The following is a 19,993-nucleotide window of genomic DNA, read 5'->3' on the forward strand; positions in this document are numbered from 1 at the left end:
CCTCAATTTCTTGCAATCCTCGCTACGGACGCTTAAGTCCGACAGGCTGCTAGTAGGGGCTAATCTGAGTCTGGTTTAATTAGCAAGGGAGTCATTTATGTCAATGTCAGGTTCACAGCAAATTACAGTTGGAATGCGTGAGGCAAAAAGCAGGTTGTCAGAACTTGTCAGACTGGCAATTGAAGAGGATGCCGATATCATTATCACACAGAGAAATAAGCCTGTTATGAGATTGGTTCCTCACGAAGAGTAACCTGAAAGTAGAGGTTTTGGTGCTCTGAAGGGGCGGATTGAGATATCCGATGATTTTGATAATACACTCGATGATGTAATCGATCAGTTTTATAGAAATTTTGATTAATAAGGTTTCTTCTTAAAAAATTATTCTTCAGATACAGATCCATACCTCAAATCTTTCATCCTCACCCCAACCTCAAGATCACAAGCCAGAGTCGCCAGTTTCAAGCTTAACAATGCCTGATCTTTCTGCTTTACTACTTTCCCTGCTGCCCCTTTAGACTCCTCTCCCAACAAAAAGATATTACTTATTTCCTGATGTTCCAACATCAGGGAGGTGGCTCCTTTATCTCCCACACCCTGAACTCCGGGCACATCTCCCACACCTGCAATGGCCCAGAACTGGGTTAGCCTGTCTGCTCCAAAGCCATAAAGTTTTTGGACGCTATCTCTCTGATAATCGAATTTCTGGAAATGATCACGCAGCTTTATCTGAGGAGCATTCAGCAGTTGCAGAAAAATACGGTCTGTTGAAAGTATGGTGGTTTCGACATTGGCTTTTGATGCCTTGGAGGCCACAGAAGCAATAACGTCATCTGCTTCCAGACCCGACTTTCTGAATGTTCTTACCCCCATGTTCAGGAAAGCCCGGTTAAAATCTCCCAGCCTTTTTCTTAATGGTTCGGGCATGGGCTTGCGGCCCTTTTTATAATCAGGGAAAAGATTATGTCTCCAGGTAGGAGGATTACCATCGAAAACCATCAGGCAGTGGGTTGGCGATGTTTCTTTTATGGCTCTTGTTAGTGAAGCGACGGTGGCTGAAATAGCTCCGTCTATCTGGCTGTCTTCATCAGGAGCCCTGACAGCAGCGTGTACTCTTCGGATAAGATTAAGAGCATCAATCAAAAGCAGGTGAGGGGGCATTCTGTTTTTCCTGAACAGCCATGGGTGAAAACGGTTAGGTATCTAACCATGTTAACCATTAATCATCGTATTCCCAGATTACCACATTCAGGGGTCGGGAATTTTCTTTTATCTTCTGAAAACTCAGTAGCCAGGGTGGTTATTTCTACTGTCAACTGCGGTTTTTTTTCGTTATCGTTGGCCTTGTCAGCCATCTGGGATAGGTCTGGCTGAAGGTTTTCCCACGCTGCATCGAAAAGTCTCAGCAAGACATATACCCGGAACCTTGGGATTTTAAGCTCATAAACAGCCCAGAGCGGTATATAGGATCAGAAATGAAAGATAACGACGTAAGTAATAATCAGGATCAGTGGGCGTTTGAAACTCAGGCTATCAGGACAGGTGTCATTCGCAGCGGTGAAAGAGAGCACAGTGAAGCTATTTACCTGACTTCCAGCTTTACTTACGACAGTGCTGAGCAGGCCCGGGCAGTGTTTGCCGGTGATGAGCAGGGCAATGTTTACTCACGCTATACCAACCCTTCGGTGAAAATGTTTGAAGACCGCATGGCAGCCCTTGAAGGGGGAGAGCTGGCCTGTGCCGCCTCCTCAGGCATGGCGGCTATCCTGGGCATGTGCATGGGATTGTTGAAAGCCGGCGATCATGTAATCTGCTCTCGCAGTGTTTTTGGAACAACGGTCACCATTTTTGCGAAATACCTGGGCAAATTTGGTGTAAAAACGACTTTTGTTGATTTCACGGATTACCAGCAATGGCGAGATGCGATGTGCCCTGAAACGCGCCTTCTTTTTCTGGAAACGCCTTCAAACCCTTTGGGTGAAGTAGTCGATCTGGAAATCATGGCCGCCATTGCTCATGAGAATGATGCTTTGCTGATGGTTGATAATTGCTTCTGTACACCGGCTCTTCAGCAGCCTTTGAAGCTTGGCGCAGATATTGTTGTCCACTCTACTACCAAGTTTATCGATGGTCAGGGACGCTGCATGGGGGGAGTGGCTGTCGGCAGCAAAGATCTGATCAGTGAGATGCATCTCTGGCAACGGGCGGCTGGCGCTTCAATGAGCCCTTTTAATGCCTGGAATTTCTACAAGTCTCTTGAAACACTGAACCTGAGGGTAGGTGCCCATTGTCGCAATGCAATGGCACTGGCACGTTGGCTGGACGAGCATCCTGCTGTCGAAAAGGTACACTACAGTGGCCTTGAGTCGCACCCTGGTCACACTCTGGCAAAGCGTCAACAGAAAGCCTTTGGCGGTGTTCTTGCGTTTGAAGTGAAAGGCGGCCGGGAACAGGCCTGGACAGTGATGAATGCCGTAACTTTTATTTCCAGAACGGCTAATCTCGGGGATACCCGCACTACGATCACTCATCCGGCCACCACGACACACTGTCGTCTCTCTGAGGAAGACAAAGCAAGGGCCGGTATTACTGAGAATTTGATCCGGGTTGCTGTGGGTCTTGAAAACCTCGAAGATCTGAAGGCGGATCTTGATAGGGGGTTAGCCCTGCTTTAAATCAGCCCCCCTGGAGCAGAAAAGGAATTCTGTCCTTTTGTGTCGATTGACCGATAAAAAAGCTTTGAACACAAAAAACATTGTTCTACTCTGCGATCAATGTTTTTTACTATAAAAATCAAGGCCTTCAAAGAATAATAACGGTTCCCTATTAATGAGTGAAGTCAATCAATGTATTCATGCTCTGAATACGATTATCCGAGGCAAGGATCTGGAAATTCGGCTTGCGGTGTGTTGTCTTCTTGCCCGTGGTCATCTGCTCATCGAAGATCTGCCCGGAATGGGTAAAACAACGCTGGTTCATGCACTGGCTCGGGTCATGGGCTTAGGTTATCAACGCGTGCAGTTTACCAGTGATTTGTTACCCGCCGATATTACCGGGGTTACCGTTTTTGATAAAAATACCGCCAACTTTACCTTTCAGCCGGGACCGGTTTTTTCCCAGTTGTTGCTGGCGGATGAAATCAACAGGGCTTCACCCAGAACGCAAAGTGCCTTGCTTGAAGCCATGGAGGAGCGCCAAGTCTCGGTCGATGGACAGCCACAATCCTTACCCGAACCTTTTTTCGTGGTGGCAACCCAGAATCCTGTGTATCAGGAAGGCACTTTTCTTTTGCCAGAATCCCAGCTCGACCGATTCTTGATGAGATTGGAGCTGGGCTATCCTGACCCCGAATCAGAGAAAGCCATTTTGAAAGGCGAAGCCGGCAGGGTGGAAATGGATGCGCTGCCTGCGATCTTCAATGCCGATCAATTGATCAAAGCTCAGAATGAATCAGCCCGGGGACATGTCGGGGAGATGTTGCTGGATTATGTAATGAGGCTTATTTCACGAACCAGAGAGGTGGGTTATTTCAATGTTGGGCTCTCGCCACGAGCAGGTCTGGCGTTGATAGCGGCTGCAAAAGCCTGGGCCTGGATGGAAGGTCGGGACTATGTTATTCCCGAAGATGTTCAGGCTGTGTTTGTCCCTGTTGCCGATCACCGGTTAAAGGCGAAAGAAAAGAGTCAATCGGTCAGGGAGTTGCTGACTGGCACTCACATCATGGGATGAAACGTATGCCAGCAGCCGCTATCAGACAGCGATATCACCAATGGCTGGATCGACGCATTCCACCAGCGCCAAGGGTGACTCTGGATCAACAGCGGATATTTATCCTGCCCACAATAGGGGGCTATATCTGGCTGTCTGTTGCTGTACTCATTTTTATACTGGCGGCCAATTATGCTAACAGTCTGGCCTTTGGCCTGTCCTTTTTTATGGTCAGTCTGTTTATGCTTTCCATTCTTCACACCTGGAAAAATCTTGCGGGGATGACTCTGGTTTCAAAGTCTGCTGATTCGGGTCATGCAGGAGACTTGATATCAGTTCATCTGCAGTTGCAGTCAGGGGGCCGGGGGCGACAATCTGTGCGATTAGGCTGGCCTGAAAATGAGCAGGTGACCTACTCATTCGAAACCAATCAGGACTTCACTCTGCAGGTAAAAGCAATATCCAGAGGCTGGTTTCGTCCGGGCAGGATGAAAGTAGAGAGTGTGTACCCTCTGGGGTTTTGCAGGGCATGGAGCTGGGTCCAGCTGGAAATGCACACCCTGATCTATCCCAGGGCTGATTTTTCCCACCCTGTTCCAAGTCTGCTGGGAGTAGGAGAGGAGACCGGTAGACAAACACGATCAGGGCAGGATGATTTTGCCGGTTTTCGCCGTTATAAAGAGACGGATCTTCCGGGTCATGTTGATTGGAAAGGCTATGCGAGAACCAGTGAGCTGAATACCAAGCTGTTTGAGGAACCTTTAGGTCATCAGGTTAAGCTCTGCCTGCAGCATAATCCCGGTGTAAGTCTGGAAGATAAACTCTCTGTTTTGGCTGGATGGTGTCTGGAATGTGAAGCCAGTAACAGACCATACAGTTTGTCCGTTCCCGGAACAGAGTTGGCTGCCAATATAGGGCACAAGCATTCAAAAGAGTGCCTTGAAACTCTGGCGTTATTTGCTTCTGGCTCTGATAGGGCTCCGGGTATTAAAAGGTCCGGAGGTGAACGTGCTGAGTGATGCTCAGGTGAGCAGGACCTCAACATTGTGGTTAATTGCCGCACTTCTTTCAGTCTTGTTCCCCATTTGGAAGCAAGTTCCGTTGCTTATTATTCTGACAGGTTGTCTTTCCGCAGGCTGGCGGATTGCCATTTTGCAGGGTAGAGGGCATTGGCCACCTTTTTTATTGCGCCTGGGGCTGATCCTGATTGCTCTTGTTTCGGTGGTGGTCAGTTTCAGGCCATTGATATCCCTGGAATCATCGGTCTCTATTCTGGCCGCAGGGTATGCACTCAAACTACTGGAAATGAGAAGCCAGCGGGATGCGCTCGTTGTCGTTTACATCGGCTATTTTCTGGTGGCAACAGCCGTTCTGTTTTCCCAGACGTTATTACAGACGCTATACCTTATGTTTTGTCTGGTCATGTTGATTGCGGCTCAGCAAGGTTTGTTCCGGGAAATGGATACGACACCTGTTGTATCGAGTATCAGGTTTGCAGGTCTTCTGGCTTTTCAGGCGGCTCCTTTAACCATTCTTCTGTTTATCCTGGTACCTCGCATGGGGCCGCTTTGGTCAGTACCTCTTCCTGATAACAGTGGCAGAGTCGGTTTAACCGATGCCATGACTCCGGGCGATATAGCAAGACTCAGTCGTTCAGATGAATTGGTGTTTCGTGCCCGCTTTGCAGCTGATGTGCCACCCGCTCAGCAAAGATACTGGCGGGCTGTGGTGCTGGATCAGTTTGATGGCAAGACTTGGAAGCAGACGGACAAGCTGTTTTCTGTTGCCGCTATGTCGCAGAAAAATTGGGTCAGTAAGCAGCCTGTTACTGAAGGGTGGTGGAAGAATCGTCTGGGAAGTTATCAATATGAAGTCATGATGGAGCCTACCGGAAAACCATGGATGTACTCCCTGGGAGCTGTCGGTACAGTGGCTGAAAAAAGTTATTTCTACAGGACAATGAGGCTGGCATCGGAGCAACCGGTTGACAGTCGACTGCTGTACTCCCTGGATGGGATGTTGCCCCGGGCTCGATCTGTCTCTATGCCTGGCTGGCTTGTTGAGTTGAATACCCGGATTCCGGTAGTCGGAAATGATAGAAGTCGGCAATATGCGCTTAGACTGTTCAACCAGGCCGGTGAGGATCCCGTGAAAATGGCGGGTCGACTACTGTCGCTGTTTCGTCAGGATGACTTCTACTATACCCTTTCCCCACCTTTGTACGATCAAAGTTCCACGATTGATCAATTTCTGTTTGAAGGTCGGCGAGGTTTTTGTGCCCATTATGCGGGTGCATTTGTTTATTTGATGAGAGCAGCAGGTGTTCCGGCCAGAGTCATCGGTGGCTATCAGGGCGGAGAGTTCAAGGAAGATGAAAACCTGATTCAGGTCCGACAGTTCGATGCTCATGCCTGGGCTGAAATCTGGGTGGCAGGGCAAGGATGGTTGAGGTTTGATCCTACCGCCGCAGTTTCACCCCAGAGAATAGCATCTGGCCTGGAAGCAGCTATTGGCCCTGCCGAAACTTTTTTGCCAGACAGTCCATTATCTCTCTATCGTTATCGTCAGTCAGGCATTATTAACAGAGTCAGGCTGGTCTTTGAGAAAGCAGAATATCAATGGCAGAGGTCGGTCGTGAACTTCAAGCAGGATCAACAGGAGGCGTTTCTGAGAAGCCTGCTGGGCGATAAAGATTTTTACTGGCGGCAGGCGACGGCTCTGGCGCTGGGGGTAAGCTTGATATTGGCCGTATTATCGCTGACTTTATTGTATCGTCGGCAGTCGCTACCTCCACTGCAGAAACTCTATGCCCGCTTCCTTAAAAAAATGGCCAGAAAAGGTTTTGTCCCGAGAGATGGCGAAGCAGAGTTGAGTTTTGCACGCCGTATCTCCAAATCAGATGATACGCTCGCAGAGCCTGTGATGTCTTTTTGTGAGGCTTATATACAAGCAGCTTATGGGGAAAATGGTTCGGAAATGCACGAGCTGAAGCGGCTTCTGACTCGTTTTTAGAGTCAGGGAGAGTCTTGCACAGGAGGCTTCGGCATCTTCTGGCTCAAGTAATGGTTAATATATCCCTGGATTTTCTGACCTTCCTCTGTGCTGGGGCAAACCAGATAGACTTTGGGCGGTCTGGTTCCATAAGTGTGGCTGCTCATGTATCGGCTGACAGCAATACAAGCGACAGTCGCCGCTCTTTGAGGGGTAAGATTCAGTTCAGAGCTGAAGATGGGGATAGCGATGCTCGACAGGTTTTTCCTGTGAGCGGCTTCGATGGCCGATTGGTAGGCGCTGACTAATTCTGAATGAACAGTCCCGGACTCAGCCTTAGGAAGTATGGCATGTACCATATGACTGAAGCCTCTGCACTGCAAAGCGGGGCTGGCTGTAATGGCGGCCAGCCCCGGTTTCATCTTTTTAATGGCTTCCCGAAACCCTTTTCTTGACAGGCCGGGATCAATCTCGGAAAGCTGACTCAGTAAAGCTGTTTCGTTGGGTGATCCCATGGGGGTGTAGGGACAGGCAATGACTTCAATCGGTGGGTTGCGTAACTCATTCATCAGGCTGATATCCCCGGACATCAAAAAGACTTCTTTTCCCAACAATTGGTCGGAAGGTATTTTGACATCCGTTTGTACCTGGGTGATGGTCGATTGTTCTTTCGGGGGGGTGAGCAAAAGTTGAAGAGGTCTGACAAAATCCACCAATTCGTGGATCCCTTCAGTAGGGTGGTCCGGAGTAAGATCATCCAGGACAGCTGGCCAGTCACCGGCGATCACTCGATTCACAAGCCTGGAGCAGGCCTGCATATCTTCCAGCATTCCCTGTTTGTAGATTTTGGATTGCAGGCTCTTGGCCCGGGTTAGCAGTTTGTACTGAAGCTCCAAAAAGAGGTCAGTCTCTTCGGCCAGTGAACTGACATCAATACCAATACGGGCAAAGTCATTTCTGTAATGTTGGGCGGTTCTATTGATCTGAGGCTGTGGATTTTCATCCCGTTTGATGTTTCGAAGTTTTATTCCTGAATAAGGGTTGTCGCCTCTGGCCCTGGCTTCCTGAAGCAAGGCTGCAGGGTCTTCCAGTACCCGGGTTTTCCGGTTCCAGGTAAAGGCTGAGCGCAGTTTATGTTTTACCCAGCTTTTGAAAAGCTGCCAGTTGGATGCTGAACTGACCGAATCAGACGTTGGAATCATGCTTGAGCCAGAAAATCTACCGATAGTCTTAAGTATAATCAGTTCATCCCTGATAGGGATTCACAGGGCTGAAAGGTATCTGGCAAGGTTGGCTGACAGAGTTGGCCGGAAAAGTTGTCGACTTTCCAACGAATTTTTATGCTGGTTTGAAATACAGCGTCAATTCTCCCATCGATCACACTTCTGGCATTCAGAGTTAGAAAAAAAATCCCCGCACAATGGCGGGGATCTTGTGACGACAACCAGGTCATTGATCAGCTTGCTTTAGCGATAACCTCATCGGCGGCCTTCTGATAGGACTCTACCTGATCAAAGTTCAGGTAACGGTAGACTTCACTGGACATGGAATCCAGATTTTGTGCGTATTCCATGTACTCTTCAGCCGTAGGGATTTTGCCCAGAATCGCGCCCACAGAAGCCAGCTCGGCAGAGCAGAGGTATACGTTAGCGCCATCACCGAGACGGTTCGGGAAGTTACGGGTAGAAGTAGACAGCACAGTGGCGCCTGGTTCTACACGTGCCTGGTTACCCATACACAATGAGCAGCCCGGAATTTCGGTGCGAACACCGCTGTCCTGATAAATGCTATAGTAGCCTTCTTCTTCCAGCTGGGCCTTGTCCATCTTGGTAGGAGGAGACATCCAGAAGCGGGTTTGCAGAGGCTCCTTGTTCTGCTGCAGCAGTTTACCGGCCGCGCGGAAGTGACCGATGTTGGTCATGCAGGAGCCCAGGAAAACTTCGTCAATCTTGTCGCCTGCCACGTCAGACAGTGTACGGGCATCATCTGGATCGTTAGGAGCACACAGGATAGGCTCTTTGATTTCAGACAGGTCTATTTCAATCACTTCAGCGTATTCAGCGTCAGCATCCGCACGCATCATCGTCGGATTAGCCAGCCACTCTTCCATCTTGCGAGCACGGCGCTCCAGAGTACGAGGGTCACCATAACCTTCGCTGATCATCCAGCGCAGCATCGTCACATTTGATTTCAGGTATTCGGCGATGGACTCTTCAGAAAGCGTGATGGTACAACCGGCAGCAGAACGTTCAGCAGAAGCGTCAGACAATTCGAAAGCTTGTTCCGCTGTCAGGCTCTCGAGACCTTCGATTTCCAGAATGCGGCCAGAGAAAGCGTTCTTCTTGCCTTTCTTCTCAACCGTCAGCAGACCTTGCTTGATACCGTAAAGAGGAATGGCGTGAACCAGATCACGCAGGGTGATGCCGGGCTGCATTTCGCCCTTGAAGCGGACCAGAATGGACTCAGGCATATCCAGAGGCATAACACCGGTAGCCGCAGCAAAGGCTACCAGACCGGAACCAGCAGGAAAGGAAATACCGAGTGGGAAACGGGTGTGAGAGTCCCCTCCGGTACCGACCGTGTCAGGCAGCAGCATGCGGTTCAGCCAACTGTGGATGATACCGTCGCCCGGGCGCAGGGACACACCGCCACGGTTCATGATGAAGTCTGGCAGAGTGTGGTGAGTTTCAACATCAACAGGCTTTGGATAAGCTGCTGTGTGACAGAAAGACTGCATCACCAGATCGGAAGAGAAGCCCAGACAAGCCAGGTCTTTCAGTTCGTCGCGGGTCATTGGACCCGTAGTGTCCTGAGAACCTACGGTGGTCATTTTGGGCTCGCAGTAGGTGCCAGGGCGAATGCCTTCAACACCGCAGGCCTTGCCAACCATTTTCTGGGCCAGGGTAAAACCTTTGTCGGAGGCTTTGGGAGCAACAGGACGACGGAAAATATCAGAGTGTCCCAGACCCAGAGCTTCACGGGCACGGTCAGTCAAACCACGGCCTATGATCAGGTTAATGCGGCCGCCTGCTTGAACTTCGTCCAGGATGACGTCGGATTTGAAGTCGAATTCAGACAGCACTTCACCGGATTCAGACAGGATTTTGCCGTCGTATGGACGGATTTCAATCACATCCCCCATGCCCAGCTTATCAACGGGGGCTTCAAAAACCAGAGCGCCAGCATCTTCCATAGTGTTAAAGAAGATAGGTGCTACTTTACCGCCAATACAGATACCGCCGGCACGCTTGTTTGGCACACCCGGAATGTCATCACCAAAGAACCATAATACCGAGTTGGTAGCGGACTTACGCGAAGAGCCGGTACCCACTACATCGCCCACGAAGGCAACGGGCAGGCCTTTTGCCTTGATTTTGTCGATCTGCTGCAGAGGGCCGATCACGCCGTGCTCTTCAGGTTCCAAACCGTCGCGCGTCATTTTGTACATGGCACGGGCATGAACCGGAATATCGGGACGAGACCAGGCATCTGGTGCAGGAGAAAGGTCATCGGTGTTGGTTTCACCAGACACCTTGAAGACGGCAACCTTGATACTTTCCTGAACCGTCTGGCGCTGGGTGAACCACTCGGCATCTGCCCAGGACTTCAGAACAGCCTTGGCGTGTGCGTTTCCGGCCTTGCTTTTCTCTTCGATGTCGTGGAAAGCATCAAACACCAGCAGGGTGCTTTTCAGTTGTTCTGCAGCCAGCTCCGCCAGTTCGGTGCTGTCCAGCAGTTCTACCAGCGTCTCAATGTTGTAGCCACCGTGCATCAGGCCCAGCAGTTCAACCGCTTTATTTTTATCCAGCAGTGGGGATTCTGCTTCGCCTTTGGCAATGGCGGACAGGAAACCGGCTTTTACGTAAGCAGCTTCGTCTACGCCGGGCGGAATGCGGTTTTCCAGCAGGTCCAGCAGATACTCTTCTTCTCCGACTGGCGGGGTTTTCAGCAAGGCTACCAGTCCGGTGACTTGCTCAGCGCTCAGTGGCTTTGGTGGGACACCCTCTGCTGCACGCTCTTCGACATGTTTTCTGTAGGCTTCTAGCACGGATCAACCCTCATCATCTGTGCGGCCTGTCCGGTCACTTTTCCCGTAATCTCTACAGCGGTGGGCCAGACAGTTGCTGATGTTCCTGTGAATGTAGGTCCTGCACAATATGGCTGGGCGGGTAGAGAAGAAAGCTCTGACGGATACCACTGCTCCTCCTCCAGAACAGGAGTTCACTTTAGATTACTTTCATGCCCATGGCGATGTGTGCAGGCATCGTATACCGGTGGGAATTATTCTTTACAGATTAGCAGTGAAAAGAACTGTAACCATTGCTTCTTCAGCCAACCGGGCGCGGGCAGTATATCGGATAGCGTTATTCAAGTTAAGTGAAGCCCGCAATCTTTGGTATAAATTTGGTGAATAATGGTTGGGCCGGTCGGTAAAGCCCTTGTTGTGCCGGTTTTTCTCGTACATTAGTGATTATTGCCGCAAGTATTGAGTGAAAGTAATCTCATGGTGAACAATCTTGATTCATGAGAACAGGCGTCATCTGCTGACATCCCTAACAATCCTTAGTATTCCTTTTTTCCACGTTTCAAAAGTATCTAATATTGACTCAAGATCCTGGATGTAAATATCCAGGTTAGAAAGTTTATTAATGTATTTGCCATCACCGATATAAACCATACTATGAAAAACTAAAGGTTTATCTCCAGTATTGGAAGGTTGGCTTGTTATTTGTACAATATCTCCAAAGATCAGATCCTTTTCTCCAGTAAATTCATTGACCTTTATGTTCGAAAGTGATTGGTAAAAAGAGTCATGAGTGTTATATCTCGTGGACTTTAAAATCGGAAGCCCAAAGTGTAAATAATAAGCAAAATCATGACATACCCCTTCTATCGGTGAATTATTTCTTGGATCTAAAACAGTACAAACATTAATAAAACCTTTTGTTATGACATCAGAAAGTCTCTTTGTTAATGGGAGATTTTTTTCTTCTTATCGACTGGTAAAATGATCTATAAAAACCTCATCAGTTTTTGAAATAGAGTCACAGCCTGAGGTTTTGTCTATCTGAAAGCTGCCACTGATTCAGGTGTCAGTTACTCACAACACAATATCCAACACAATTACCTTGTTCCATCGCCTCCAGAAGACCGGTGCCACTGTTTCATATCGTGCAGCTCGTTCTTTTCCGACTGCATCTGCCATTTGAGCAAATACAAAAATAGCTGTTCCAGACGACTCCGTAAGGTTCGGTATCGAGCCTTGCCTATGTCTTCAACTTCCTCGATCAGGTTGTCCCAGTTGAGTTACACGAAATGACCTTGCCTGATCAGCTCGGCTTGATGATAGGACCACGTGAAAAAATCAGTGTCATACAAGTTTTCCATAAAGACCTCCATTGCCCCTACCACTGTAGGCAATTAACAAAAGGGAATAAATGAATTACCAAAACACAGGTCGTAAGTAATGAGACCCGCTACACTGCGGCATTGCATTGCCGTCTGATAGTAGGAAACACCATCCTTTACACTGGGGAGGATGACGACATCCGTATCGGGCGCATGCCATTTTTTCTATTCCGGATGATCCTTGGTGTTGTGCTGCCAGGATTTGTATTCTTCTGAAAAGGAATAATGATCGGCCGGGAATCAGCCGATCATTTAAGCGGGTGGCTTCAGGCGCCTTTGATTTTGTCGTAAGTCTTGTAGAGAACTGCTTCTTCTTTAGTAATTCGCTTGCTCAATGCCCTTAAAATGTTGTTGCAGTCCTGCTGAAAGTTTTCAATAGTATTATCGTTATTTTCATACAGGCTGAAAAAAATCATCACTTCGGCGGAAATCTTATCCATATCAAGTGCATAGTCAGTCAGGGTAGACTTCAGGCTTTCATCATTCTCAGCGGCTTCTCTCAATACAGGATAAAGGTACTTATCTTCTTTGTTTAAATGGGCCAACAGCATTTTTTTGGCGGAGAGTATTAAATTCTGACCTTGCTGGTTACCAATGCCAACTTCACGTGCTTGTAAAAGTAAGTCACTGATTTGCAGATGTTCGTTTTTGAATTCCTCAATTAACTGAGACATTTTTTTGTTCACTCCTTGAATATAAAGGTTACTAATAGTTTAGGACGTAATTCCCACATATGTTTCAAATCATCAATTATTAAGCGTTTTGAGTCGCTGAGTCAGAGTAATTCACTCCCCCTCCCCCCCCCCATTTTTAACAACAGTTAATAGTAGAGGGTTAGGCTGCTAATAGTGGAGACTTCATGTATCGAGCAAATTTATCATGAGTAACAGTTGGTTGTACGTGGATATCTCCACCTACTCCATTATTTTATGAACTTAGCTTTTAGGGTATTAAACAATCGTTAGTTTGCAGATTATTACTAACAAAGTGCCAGGAGCACTTAATAAAAAATTCAGAGAACCGCACTTGCGGCGTACCTGAGACAAGTCTATACCATGCTTAGTCAAACTTTGCGAGTTGCATGACGATCAGAACTCGTGCAGATATAATGTGGGAATTTCCACCACCATGCTTGGGATGAGTAAATGACAACGGCAAAAGATACAGTTTGGGGAATGACCCCTGATCGTGGGATGGCCAGGCAGCTTGCCGTTCGTGATCTTCCTTCTTTGGTGCATGATGCCGTAAACCTTGAAGGTGTTGCGATGACTCTACCGGAAATTCAAACATTATTAGATGGAATTACTGTTGGGGGTTATAAGATAAGTGATCAGAATATGGCTTTAAATCAGGCAGAGGCCTGGAAATATCTGTTTGCCCTGGTTTCTGAAGGTAAGTTCTATTTTTCCAAAGGTGTTGCTTTGGCAGTTCACAACATTGCAGGCAAAGAAGAAGCACTGATGTGGGGGGCTTTTAGAACGGGTAACGTAACGATTAGTGGATCAGAATATGAACCTCCCTCATCCAAAGAGCTTGATAATGTCTGGGCTGAGATTGAGTCAGAAATTGCTGGTTATTATGATGTTTATGATATGGCAATAACGGCTTTTCTGAGAATGGCAAGAGCACAGTTCTTCTGGGATGTGAATAAGCGCATGGGGCGATTCATGATGAATGGTATTTTGCTTTCACATGGGTTTCCTATTATCAATGTTCCAGCAAAACGTCAGAAAGAGTTTAACCAGTTGATGCTTGACTTCTATACAGCAGCAGACACAGCTGAGATGAATAAATTTCTGAGATCGTGTCTCAACGAGAAAATCATTGATAATTTTAGATCCGCCTCATTAAGTGGCTGACGGAAAATGCTAGCGGACATCATTAGCGTCGCGAGTTTTAACGTAAAATGCTCAGGTAAGAGATTTTTTATGTTTTCAATGTGTCAAAAAAAGTAAGAAAGCGAAGATAAATTACTTCGCTTTCCAAAGCGGTATTGTTTAACTTTTGATCTCGTAGCAGGGCACATAGTGACTGCCTGGCAGCTTCATTCTGAATTGCTCTACAAAAGACTGAAGCAGGCTATCGACCTGTTTCATAAGCTCAGGCTCTCCCTTTAACTGATACGGGCCTTTTGCTCTGATCTGGCAAACGCCTTCTTCTTTTATATTGCCTGCCACAATACCTGACATGGCGCGACGAAGGTTAGCCGCCAGAAAGTGGGGAGGTAGTTCGGTATTCAGCTCGAGGTTTGCCATGTTTTCATGGGTTGGGTCAAAGGGCGTTTGAAAGTCCTCGTCAATCTTAAGCAACCAGTTGAAGTAGTAGGCGTCTCCATGCTTCCTGCGGTAGCGGGTAACTTGCTCCAGTCCACTTCTCATAACCCGACTAACTTCCAGAGGGTCATCGATAATGATCTGGTAGCGTGATTGGGCTTCCTTCCCTAAAGTTTTGCCGATAAATATATCAATTTTTTCAAAATATTCTCTGGCAGCTTCCGGTCCAGTGAAAACCAGTGGGAAAGGAATATCCCTGTTGGCAGGGTTGAGTAGAATGCCAAGAATGTACAGAATTTCCTCACAGGTTCCCGGCCCGCCCGGAAAAACGGTGATGCCATGACCTAGACGAACAAAGGCCTCCAGACGCTTTTCAATATCCGGCAGGATAATCAGCTCGTTGACAATAGGGTTGGGTGATTCAGCCGCGATAATGCCCGGTTCAGTTAAGCCAATGAATCGACCACGGGATATTCGCTGCTTGGCATGACCGATATAAGCCCCTTTCATGGGGCCCTTCATAGCACCGGGACCACAACCAGTGCAGATATTCATGCCCCGAAGGCCCAGTTGGTAGCCCACTTTCTTGGTGTATTCATATTCATGTCGGGCTATGGAGTGACCGCCCCAACACACCACAATACTGGGAACCTGCTTGGTAATAAAAGCATCGGCATGTCTGAGAATCTGGAAAACCAGATGAGTGATATCAGTGGAGCTGTCTGCAGTGAAACGTGGGTTCTCTGTAATGTGAGACGACACATAGAGAATATCTCTCAGGACGGAGAAGAGGTTTTCCCGGACACCGCGAATCAGTTTTCCAGCGACAAAGGCATCGGCGGGAGCGTTAATCAATTCCAGCTTTAATCCGCGGTGTTCCTGAACAATACGAATGTCAAAGTCCTGGAATTGCTCCATGATTTCTTCGGTGTTATCACCTTCCTGTTCACAGTTGAGTATGGCCAGGGCGCATTGCCGGAACAAACGATGTAACCCTTTCTGACTGGTGTCCTGAAGGCTGCTGACCTCAAGGTTTGAGAGAACACGCATGGAGCCTACAGGGTTAACAATGGTAGAAACAGTATTTCTGGCGGTCATGATACCCCCTGGTTTTTTTTATCGTGAATATCGTCCAGCGATTTGAATAGCAAAGTGTTTCTGACCTCATGGCCGTGTTTTGCAATCCGCCACAGTCTCATTATATGTGGATAGAAGACATTTTTTCAGTCTTGACGGATTAACCATCCTCTGACAAATTGGGAATGTTAACACTTTTCCATGAGCCGAATGATGACGTTCACGCACTCATCTTACCTGGGGCCTTTCTTTGCCGGAGGTATTGAAAATGGCTCAACAAAGATTAGTGGGTGGTTGCCTGAAACATCACCACGTGACTTTTTCAACGGGTTGCCATCCCGTTTCGGGGATTTGTTTGGTCTGCCTGTATGCATAGTTGACTCTCCGAAGGGGGAGACATCGTAGATTTCGACAGTGGTGATTCATCGGAACTTTCTGTTGATGGGGTGGCAGAACTTTCAGGAGCTCGTTCATCCTATTGTGCTCTCAAAGAAACAGAGAGCTGCGATTGCCTGAACGTGTTTCACGGTAAAATAAAACGAACATCCGGAGCCTGGTATTTATGCCATCCAACTCAGAACTTCAGTCTGCATCAGAAAAGATCATCATTGTCGATGAAAGCAACCATGTGCTTGGCGCTTTGCCCAGAAGACAGATGAGAGAAGAGAAACTCTGTCACCGGGCTACGTATGTCTTTGTCTTTAACAGTAAAGGGCAACTTTATGTTCAGGAAAGAACTTTAAGCAAGGATATTTACCCGGGTTATTTTGAGCCGGCCACGGGGGGGGTGGTGGCTGAAGGTGAGAGCTATGACGTGGCTGCCGTCAGGGAGCTGGCTGAAGAGCTCGGCATAAAAGATACTCCGTTGAAGCCATTGTTTCATTTTTACTTTCACAATGAGGACTGCAAGGTCTGGGGCAGGGTATACAGCTGTCAATATGAGGGTGAGCTGAAATTGCAGGAGGAAGAAGTAGCGAGTGTGGTCATGGAGTCGCCTGAAGAGATTCTGTCAAATCGTTTTAACCGGAGATACACGCCTGATAGCCTCATAGCCCTCAAGCGTTTGTTGTATTTCTATGGTGACAGCAATACACCCGCTTGATCTTTTCGATCAATTTACCCTCATATTAAGTATTGATGCCCATTCTTGCCGGAGACTTGGGTCGAGGAAATCTTTTGAAGATCTGGAGAAAACCGGTTGTCTGAGGAGCGATGCATAGCTTGAGAGAGAGTTAGAAGGCAAGAAAGGCTCTTCCTGTCTATGACCAGGGTGATCGGTTGCAGCGGACACTGTCTGATGCTCTTGCTCATCCATTGCTATTGGAGCGTTTTCGTTGACGTTAACAGTCTTTTCATCAACTATCGGGTCGTAGGGTTCATCCAGAGCATCAAAAAACTCATCATCGTCGTCTTCTTCCATGTCAGATATCGTCTCAGAAACCATGTTGTCTCCGACAGTGGCTTCGACTCTTGATGCTTGAGATGTGAGCATAGTCAGCAGGCTGGACTCGATAGGCCCCCTCACTTTTATCAGTAACTCCATGACCCGATCAACCCGCTGGTTGGCATCCTGAATCTGCTTCAGCATCAGAGGTTTGTTTAAGTAAGCTGACTCATCAGTCCGGGCGGCTTTCAGGAGTTCTTCAATCTGATTCAGGGTTCTCATGCGATCATTCAGAGTGGATGCTTCTGCGTATTGAAGGTCAAACAGTTTATCGATCGCTTTCACAAAAGAAGCCTTTTTTTCCTCTGTCATCAGCAGATCTTCAGTGAAAATACCTGCAAGTTCCGGATGAGGCTTTTCTGTCACAATACTTGCTAAGATTGAGACGGCCGCCCCTCTCATTGCTTCTGGAGTCGCAGTACTTTCTATCAAATACCTGAGGTGACGAACTTCCTTTGCCAACGACATATCTTCGGGCAGCTCATTCCTTACCGCCAAATCTAGTTTTACCTTCAGAGCGGAGGGCTTACCTTGTCTGATGCCAAGGTCAAGCATTCTTGCGGCCTGTCTGCGGTCTCCAGACTCAATCAACAGTTCAGCGGCTTCTTTGAATCGGCCGTGCTTGACCAGCAGCATTTTGAGGAAATCCAGAGTGTTATGAGCCCTGATGCTGTCCTCTATCCAGAGGTTTTGAATAAGAGTTTTTATCGGAAAGTGTTCCAGTGAGTGGGCAACGATTTCCGGATGACTCCGATCCAGCAGGTTTAATAATGAGACAAGATGATGAGGGTCGGCAAAGTAGGGGTGGTTGCTGATCAAGTCTTGAAGAAGGCTGCTCAGTTGGCTTTTTTTATAGAGTTGATTCTTATTCCAGTTGATGAGCAGTTTAATCGCTTCTTCTGCTTTTTCCGGATCGGACTTATAGGCAAACTCGGCCAACCGGAAGGCTATGGCTTTTTCCTCGGGTGTGTTCTTAGGCAGGTGCTTTGCAAGATGAATCAACCATTCAGTATTTGATGCCAGCCCACTGGCGTTCTCGATGTCTTTTCTTTTTAACAGCTGTTTGTAGAGTTCAAAAGCTTTCTCTCTATCAACAGTAATCAGTCTGTGTGCAACACTCTCAAACCATAACCATGTCTCATCATCGGCTTCTGCAGCCTCCTTGATGAAGAACGCTTCTGGAATGGCCTCCAGAGCCATCATGCAGTCATTTTCATGTTGAAACCTTTCCTGATCCCGAACAAAGCGGAGCAAGATCTGGCAAGCTGTTTCGTCACCTTTTGCCGCTTCTATGCAACGCTTTTCCAATAAGCGTGGCACCATTCTTACTGGCTGAGCCAAAGCGCTGTCTCCTGAGAAGATAACGCTGAGCACGCTGCTGAAAGTGTCGGGTACAATGAGTACACCGTCTTCCAGATCAAGCGCTTCTGAATGCTGGTGGTGAAGTGAAGGTAACTCTTCAAATGAAGTGTCGTCTGGTTGAGGTTGGCCTGGTACTGAATGACTTTGAGCACGGGTCTGATTCAGTTGCCTAAAGGTGATCTGATCATGATCCTCTATGCTGGACGCGGGCTTCCCGGGGACCAGACCAGGCAGAACGATTTTGCATGCGATAAATTTAAACGGCCAGCCAATCTGGAGTCCTGTTCCACCGCTGTATGGAACCAATCGTGTTTGTTTGGCCTTTAGTGCTTTTTTTACCAGCCAGCCAGTCAGGGTTCCTCCTGAAACACTGATACCGTGTTTCAAATCTTTCATTCTGACTTCACCATGTTGCATAAATGCGAAGATCTCGAGATGAACAGGGCTAGAGAAGAGAGGAGCTAATAACCAACCAATATAGGGAATGTTTCGAATGGTTTTGGGGTGAATGATCAGTGAGCTGGTGAAGGTTCCATTATGGGTGTCGTCAAGGTGCTGAACGTTTACTTTTTTGACTTCTACCAATGCAGGCCGGGCTGATTCGTTGACATATTTTAACGAGTCGAAAATAAGTATGGATGTCTGTTTCGTTGAAGCTTCAAGCAGGTCAAGAGGTTTGCATAGCCGGACGCCTTTCATAGTCAGCTTTCCCCTCTCAAACCCCACGATGCAGTCTGATTCTTTTGAGGGATCAGGTACTGATGTCAGTTCTTGATAAGAGTCCAGATTTTCATATCGGACTTCTACTTTTTCAGCAGAAAGTTGAACCGCGGTGCGATCCCGGGAAGAAGAGATGAATTGGTTTTTTAATACCTGGGCGATGCTAATATCGGTACCGACTGAGAGGGTCGTGTTCTCAAGCCTGAGTTGCAGTATCAGAGGGGGACTATCTTCAAACGGAATTTCAACGGTGCAGGAGAGGTCTCCCATTTCAAAATGATTTTCTGTGGCTTGTCCATTGATTAAATAGCTTTCTGATGGTTGGACGACTCTTTTTGAGTCGAAGTTTAATGCCGTAATTCTTATGGGGAGAGCATCGCCATTTTTTATGAGTATTTCGTTAAAGTTGAATGGCGTTTGCTTTCCTTCGACAATGACTCCGGTATAACTGCATAGCAGGTCATACAATAAAGAGCGCCACTGGCTTCTTTCGTCCTCACGGGTCATCTCAATACCCACCTGACGACTGATAAAATCATCCAGTTTTGACGCGACCTTTTCGTAACCCGCACCGGGAAGGTTTGAAAGTGCTCCTACAGCCTTGCCTGGCAGCCCTTTCAGTAAACCAAGGTATCCGGTCTGTTTTTGCTCTTCATCGGGGTCAAGATTCTCAGCAGGAGGAGGCGTCGTGTCTTTTCTGGCAATGTAACTTTTGTACCACCGCTGGAAGAACCAGGGGCGTCTTTCAGCCTTCCTCTCATTAATGTGAGGAGATTCTGGTGTCCGTTGGTCAGATGATTCGTGGCTCAATTGACTTGTCGTTGTCGTTTCACTGATTTGCCGGCCCAAATGATCCTGTCCAGTGACTGGAGAAGTAGGCATGTTATTGTCGCCAGTGAATCTGGGGGGAGTGGGTGAGTTGTTGCTGCCGGGTGAAAGAGGTGATGACATGTCGCCACAGTCCGTTGTGAGCTTGTGGATTTGTTAACTTTCCAACACTTATTTACAC

General features: G+C 47.7%; 14 protein-coding genes and 1 pseudogene. 7 read left to right on the plus strand and 8 right to left on the minus strand.

Annotated features, from left to right (window positions below):
• The first annotated feature begins 133 nt into the window (after positions 1 to 133).
• Positions 134 to 253, plus strand: a complete 120-nt coding sequence (locus KDK17_RS19515; RefSeq protein WP_368736458.1) for a type II toxin-antitoxin system Phd/YefM family antitoxin — start codon at positions 134 to 136, stop codon at positions 251 to 253.
• A 128-nt stretch (positions 254 to 381) separates the two neighbouring features.
• Here KDK17_RS19515 and KDK17_RS08415 read toward each other — a convergent pair whose 3' ends face one another.
• The gene (locus KDK17_RS08415; RefSeq protein ID WP_257287851.1) at positions 382 to 1,161 is read right to left on the minus strand and encodes a 5'-3' exonuclease H3TH domain-containing protein; all 780 of its coding nucleotides are present in this window, start codon (positions 1,159 to 1,161) and stop codon (positions 382 to 384) included.
• A 62-nt stretch (positions 1,162 to 1,223) separates the two neighbouring features.
• Positions 1,224 to 1,409: a hypothetical protein gene (locus KDK17_RS08420; protein ID WP_257287852.1), complete on the minus strand. Its 186-nt coding sequence runs from the start codon at positions 1,407 to 1,409 to the stop codon at positions 1,224 to 1,226.
• A 66-nt stretch (positions 1,410 to 1,475) separates the two neighbouring features.
• Here KDK17_RS08420 and KDK17_RS08425 point away from each other — a divergent pair, with 66 nt between their 5' ends.
• The 4 genes from KDK17_RS08425 (at position 1,476) to KDK17_RS08440 (ending at position 6,720) form a co-directional block, all read left to right on the plus strand.
• A complete protein-coding gene (locus KDK17_RS08425; protein WP_257281527.1) occupies positions 1,476 to 2,675 on the plus strand; it encodes an O-succinylhomoserine sulfhydrylase in 1,200 nt (399 codons plus the stop codon).
• Between the two features lie 154 nt (positions 2,676 to 2,829).
• Entirely contained in the window at positions 2,830 to 3,729 is a 900-nt protein-coding gene (locus KDK17_RS08430; protein WP_257287853.1) for a MoxR family ATPase, read from the plus strand.
• Between the two features lie 5 nt (positions 3,730 to 3,734).
• Positions 3,735 to 4,727 carry a DUF58 domain-containing protein gene (locus tag KDK17_RS08435; RefSeq protein WP_257254167.1) on the plus strand — a complete coding sequence of 331 codons (993 nt, stop codon included), beginning with the start codon at positions 3,735 to 3,737 and terminating at the stop codon, positions 4,725 to 4,727.
• A gap of 7 nt (positions 4,728 to 4,734) precedes the next feature.
• The gene (locus KDK17_RS08440; protein WP_257287854.1) at positions 4,735 to 6,720 is read left to right on the plus strand and encodes a DUF3488 and transglutaminase-like domain-containing protein; all 1,986 of its coding nucleotides are present in this window, start codon (positions 4,735 to 4,737) and stop codon (positions 6,718 to 6,720) included.
• A 2-nt stretch (positions 6,721 to 6,722) separates the two neighbouring features.
• Here KDK17_RS08440 and KDK17_RS08445 read toward each other — a convergent pair whose 3' ends face one another.
• From KDK17_RS08445 to KDK17_RS08455, 4 genes and pseudogenes are all read right to left on the minus strand, one after another.
• On the minus strand, positions 6,723 to 7,901 hold the full coding sequence (locus tag KDK17_RS08445; RefSeq protein ID WP_257281531.1) for a macro domain-containing protein: 1,179 nt from the start codon (positions 7,899 to 7,901) through the stop codon (positions 6,723 to 6,725).
• Between the two features lie 254 nt (positions 7,902 to 8,155).
• Entirely contained in the window at positions 8,156 to 10,747 is a 2,592-nt protein-coding gene (acnB, locus tag KDK17_RS08450; RefSeq protein ID WP_257254170.1) for a bifunctional aconitate hydratase 2/2-methylisocitrate dehydratase, read from the minus strand.
• Between the two features lie 1,076 nt (positions 10,748 to 11,823).
• Positions 11,824 to 11,994 (minus strand): annotated as a pseudogene (locus KDK17_RS19520) (DUF29 family protein); the annotation flags it as partial.
• A 380-nt stretch (positions 11,995 to 12,374) separates the two neighbouring features.
• Entirely contained in the window at positions 12,375 to 12,782 is a 408-nt protein-coding gene (locus KDK17_RS08455) for a hemerythrin domain-containing protein (protein ID WP_257281532.1), read from the minus strand.
• Positions 12,783 to 13,253: 471 nt separating this feature from the next.
• On the opposite strand from KDK17_RS08455, the gene KDK17_RS08460 reads away from it, so the two are divergent.
• Positions 13,254 to 13,967, plus strand: a complete 714-nt coding sequence (locus KDK17_RS08460; protein ID WP_257253997.1) for a Fic family protein — start codon at positions 13,254 to 13,256, stop codon at positions 13,965 to 13,967.
• Between the two features lie 138 nt (positions 13,968 to 14,105).
• On the opposite strand, the gene ppnN is transcribed toward KDK17_RS08460, so the two are convergent.
• Positions 14,106 to 15,479 carry a nucleotide 5'-monophosphate nucleosidase PpnN gene (gene ppnN / locus KDK17_RS08465; RefSeq protein ID WP_257253995.1) on the minus strand — a complete coding sequence of 458 codons (1,374 nt, stop codon included), beginning with the start codon at positions 15,477 to 15,479 and terminating at the stop codon, positions 14,106 to 14,108.
• Positions 15,480 to 16,020: 541 nt separating this feature from the next.
• Here ppnN and yfcD point away from each other — a divergent pair.
• A complete protein-coding gene (gene yfcD / locus KDK17_RS08470; RefSeq protein WP_257253992.1) occupies positions 16,021 to 16,560 on the plus strand; it encodes an NUDIX hydrolase YfcD in 540 nt (179 codons plus the stop codon).
• A 9-nt stretch (positions 16,561 to 16,569) separates the two neighbouring features.
• Here the strand turns inward: yfcD and KDK17_RS08475 are convergent, their stop codons facing one another.
• The gene (locus KDK17_RS08475) at positions 16,570 to 19,935 is read right to left on the minus strand and encodes a hypothetical protein (protein WP_257253991.1); all 3,366 of its coding nucleotides are present in this window, start codon (positions 19,933 to 19,935) and stop codon (positions 16,570 to 16,572) included.
• Positions 19,936 to 19,993 lie beyond the last annotated feature (58 nt).

The sequence above is a fragment of the Endozoicomonas sp. SESOKO2 genome (assembly GCF_024606245.1).
Taxonomy (GTDB): domain Bacteria; phylum Pseudomonadota; class Gammaproteobacteria; order Pseudomonadales; family Endozoicomonadaceae; genus Endozoicomonas_A.

Excerpts from the sequence above, each read along its gene's own strand:
- KDK17_RS08425 (WP_257281527.1), top strand. The coding sequence starts at position 1,476 with ATGAAAGATAACGACGTAAGTAATAATCAGGATCAGTGGGCGTTTGAA.
- yfcD (WP_257253992.1), top strand. The coding sequence starts at position 16,021 with ATGCCATCCAACTCAGAACTTCAGTCTGCATCAGAAAAGATCATCATT.
- KDK17_RS08475 (WP_257253991.1), bottom strand. The coding sequence starts at position 19,935 with ATGTCATCACCTCTTTCACCCGGCAGCAACAACTCACCCACTCCCCCC.
- KDK17_RS08455 (WP_257281532.1), bottom strand. The coding sequence starts at position 12,782 with ATGTCTCAGTTAATTGAGGAATTCAAAAACGAACATCTGCAAATCAGT.
- KDK17_RS08460 (WP_257253997.1), top strand. The coding sequence starts at position 13,254 with ATGACAACGGCAAAAGATACAGTTTGGGGAATGACCCCTGATCGTGGG.
- KDK17_RS08430 (WP_257287853.1), top strand. The coding sequence starts at position 2,830 with ATGAGTGAAGTCAATCAATGTATTCATGCTCTGAATACGATTATCCGA.
- ppnN (WP_257253995.1), bottom strand. The coding sequence starts at position 15,479 with ATGACCGCCAGAAATACTGTTTCTACCATTGTTAACCCTGTAGGCTCC.
- KDK17_RS19515 (WP_368736458.1), top strand. The coding sequence starts at position 134 with ATGCGTGAGGCAAAAAGCAGGTTGTCAGAACTTGTCAGACTGGCAATT.
- KDK17_RS08435 (WP_257254167.1), top strand. The coding sequence starts at position 3,735 with ATGCCAGCAGCCGCTATCAGACAGCGATATCACCAATGGCTGGATCGA.
- KDK17_RS08445 (WP_257281531.1), bottom strand. The coding sequence starts at position 7,901 with ATGATTCCAACGTCTGATTCGGTCAGTTCAGCATCCAACTGGCAGCTT.
- KDK17_RS08415 (WP_257287851.1), bottom strand. The coding sequence starts at position 1,161 with ATGCCCCCTCACCTGCTTTTGATTGATGCTCTTAATCTTATCCGAAGA.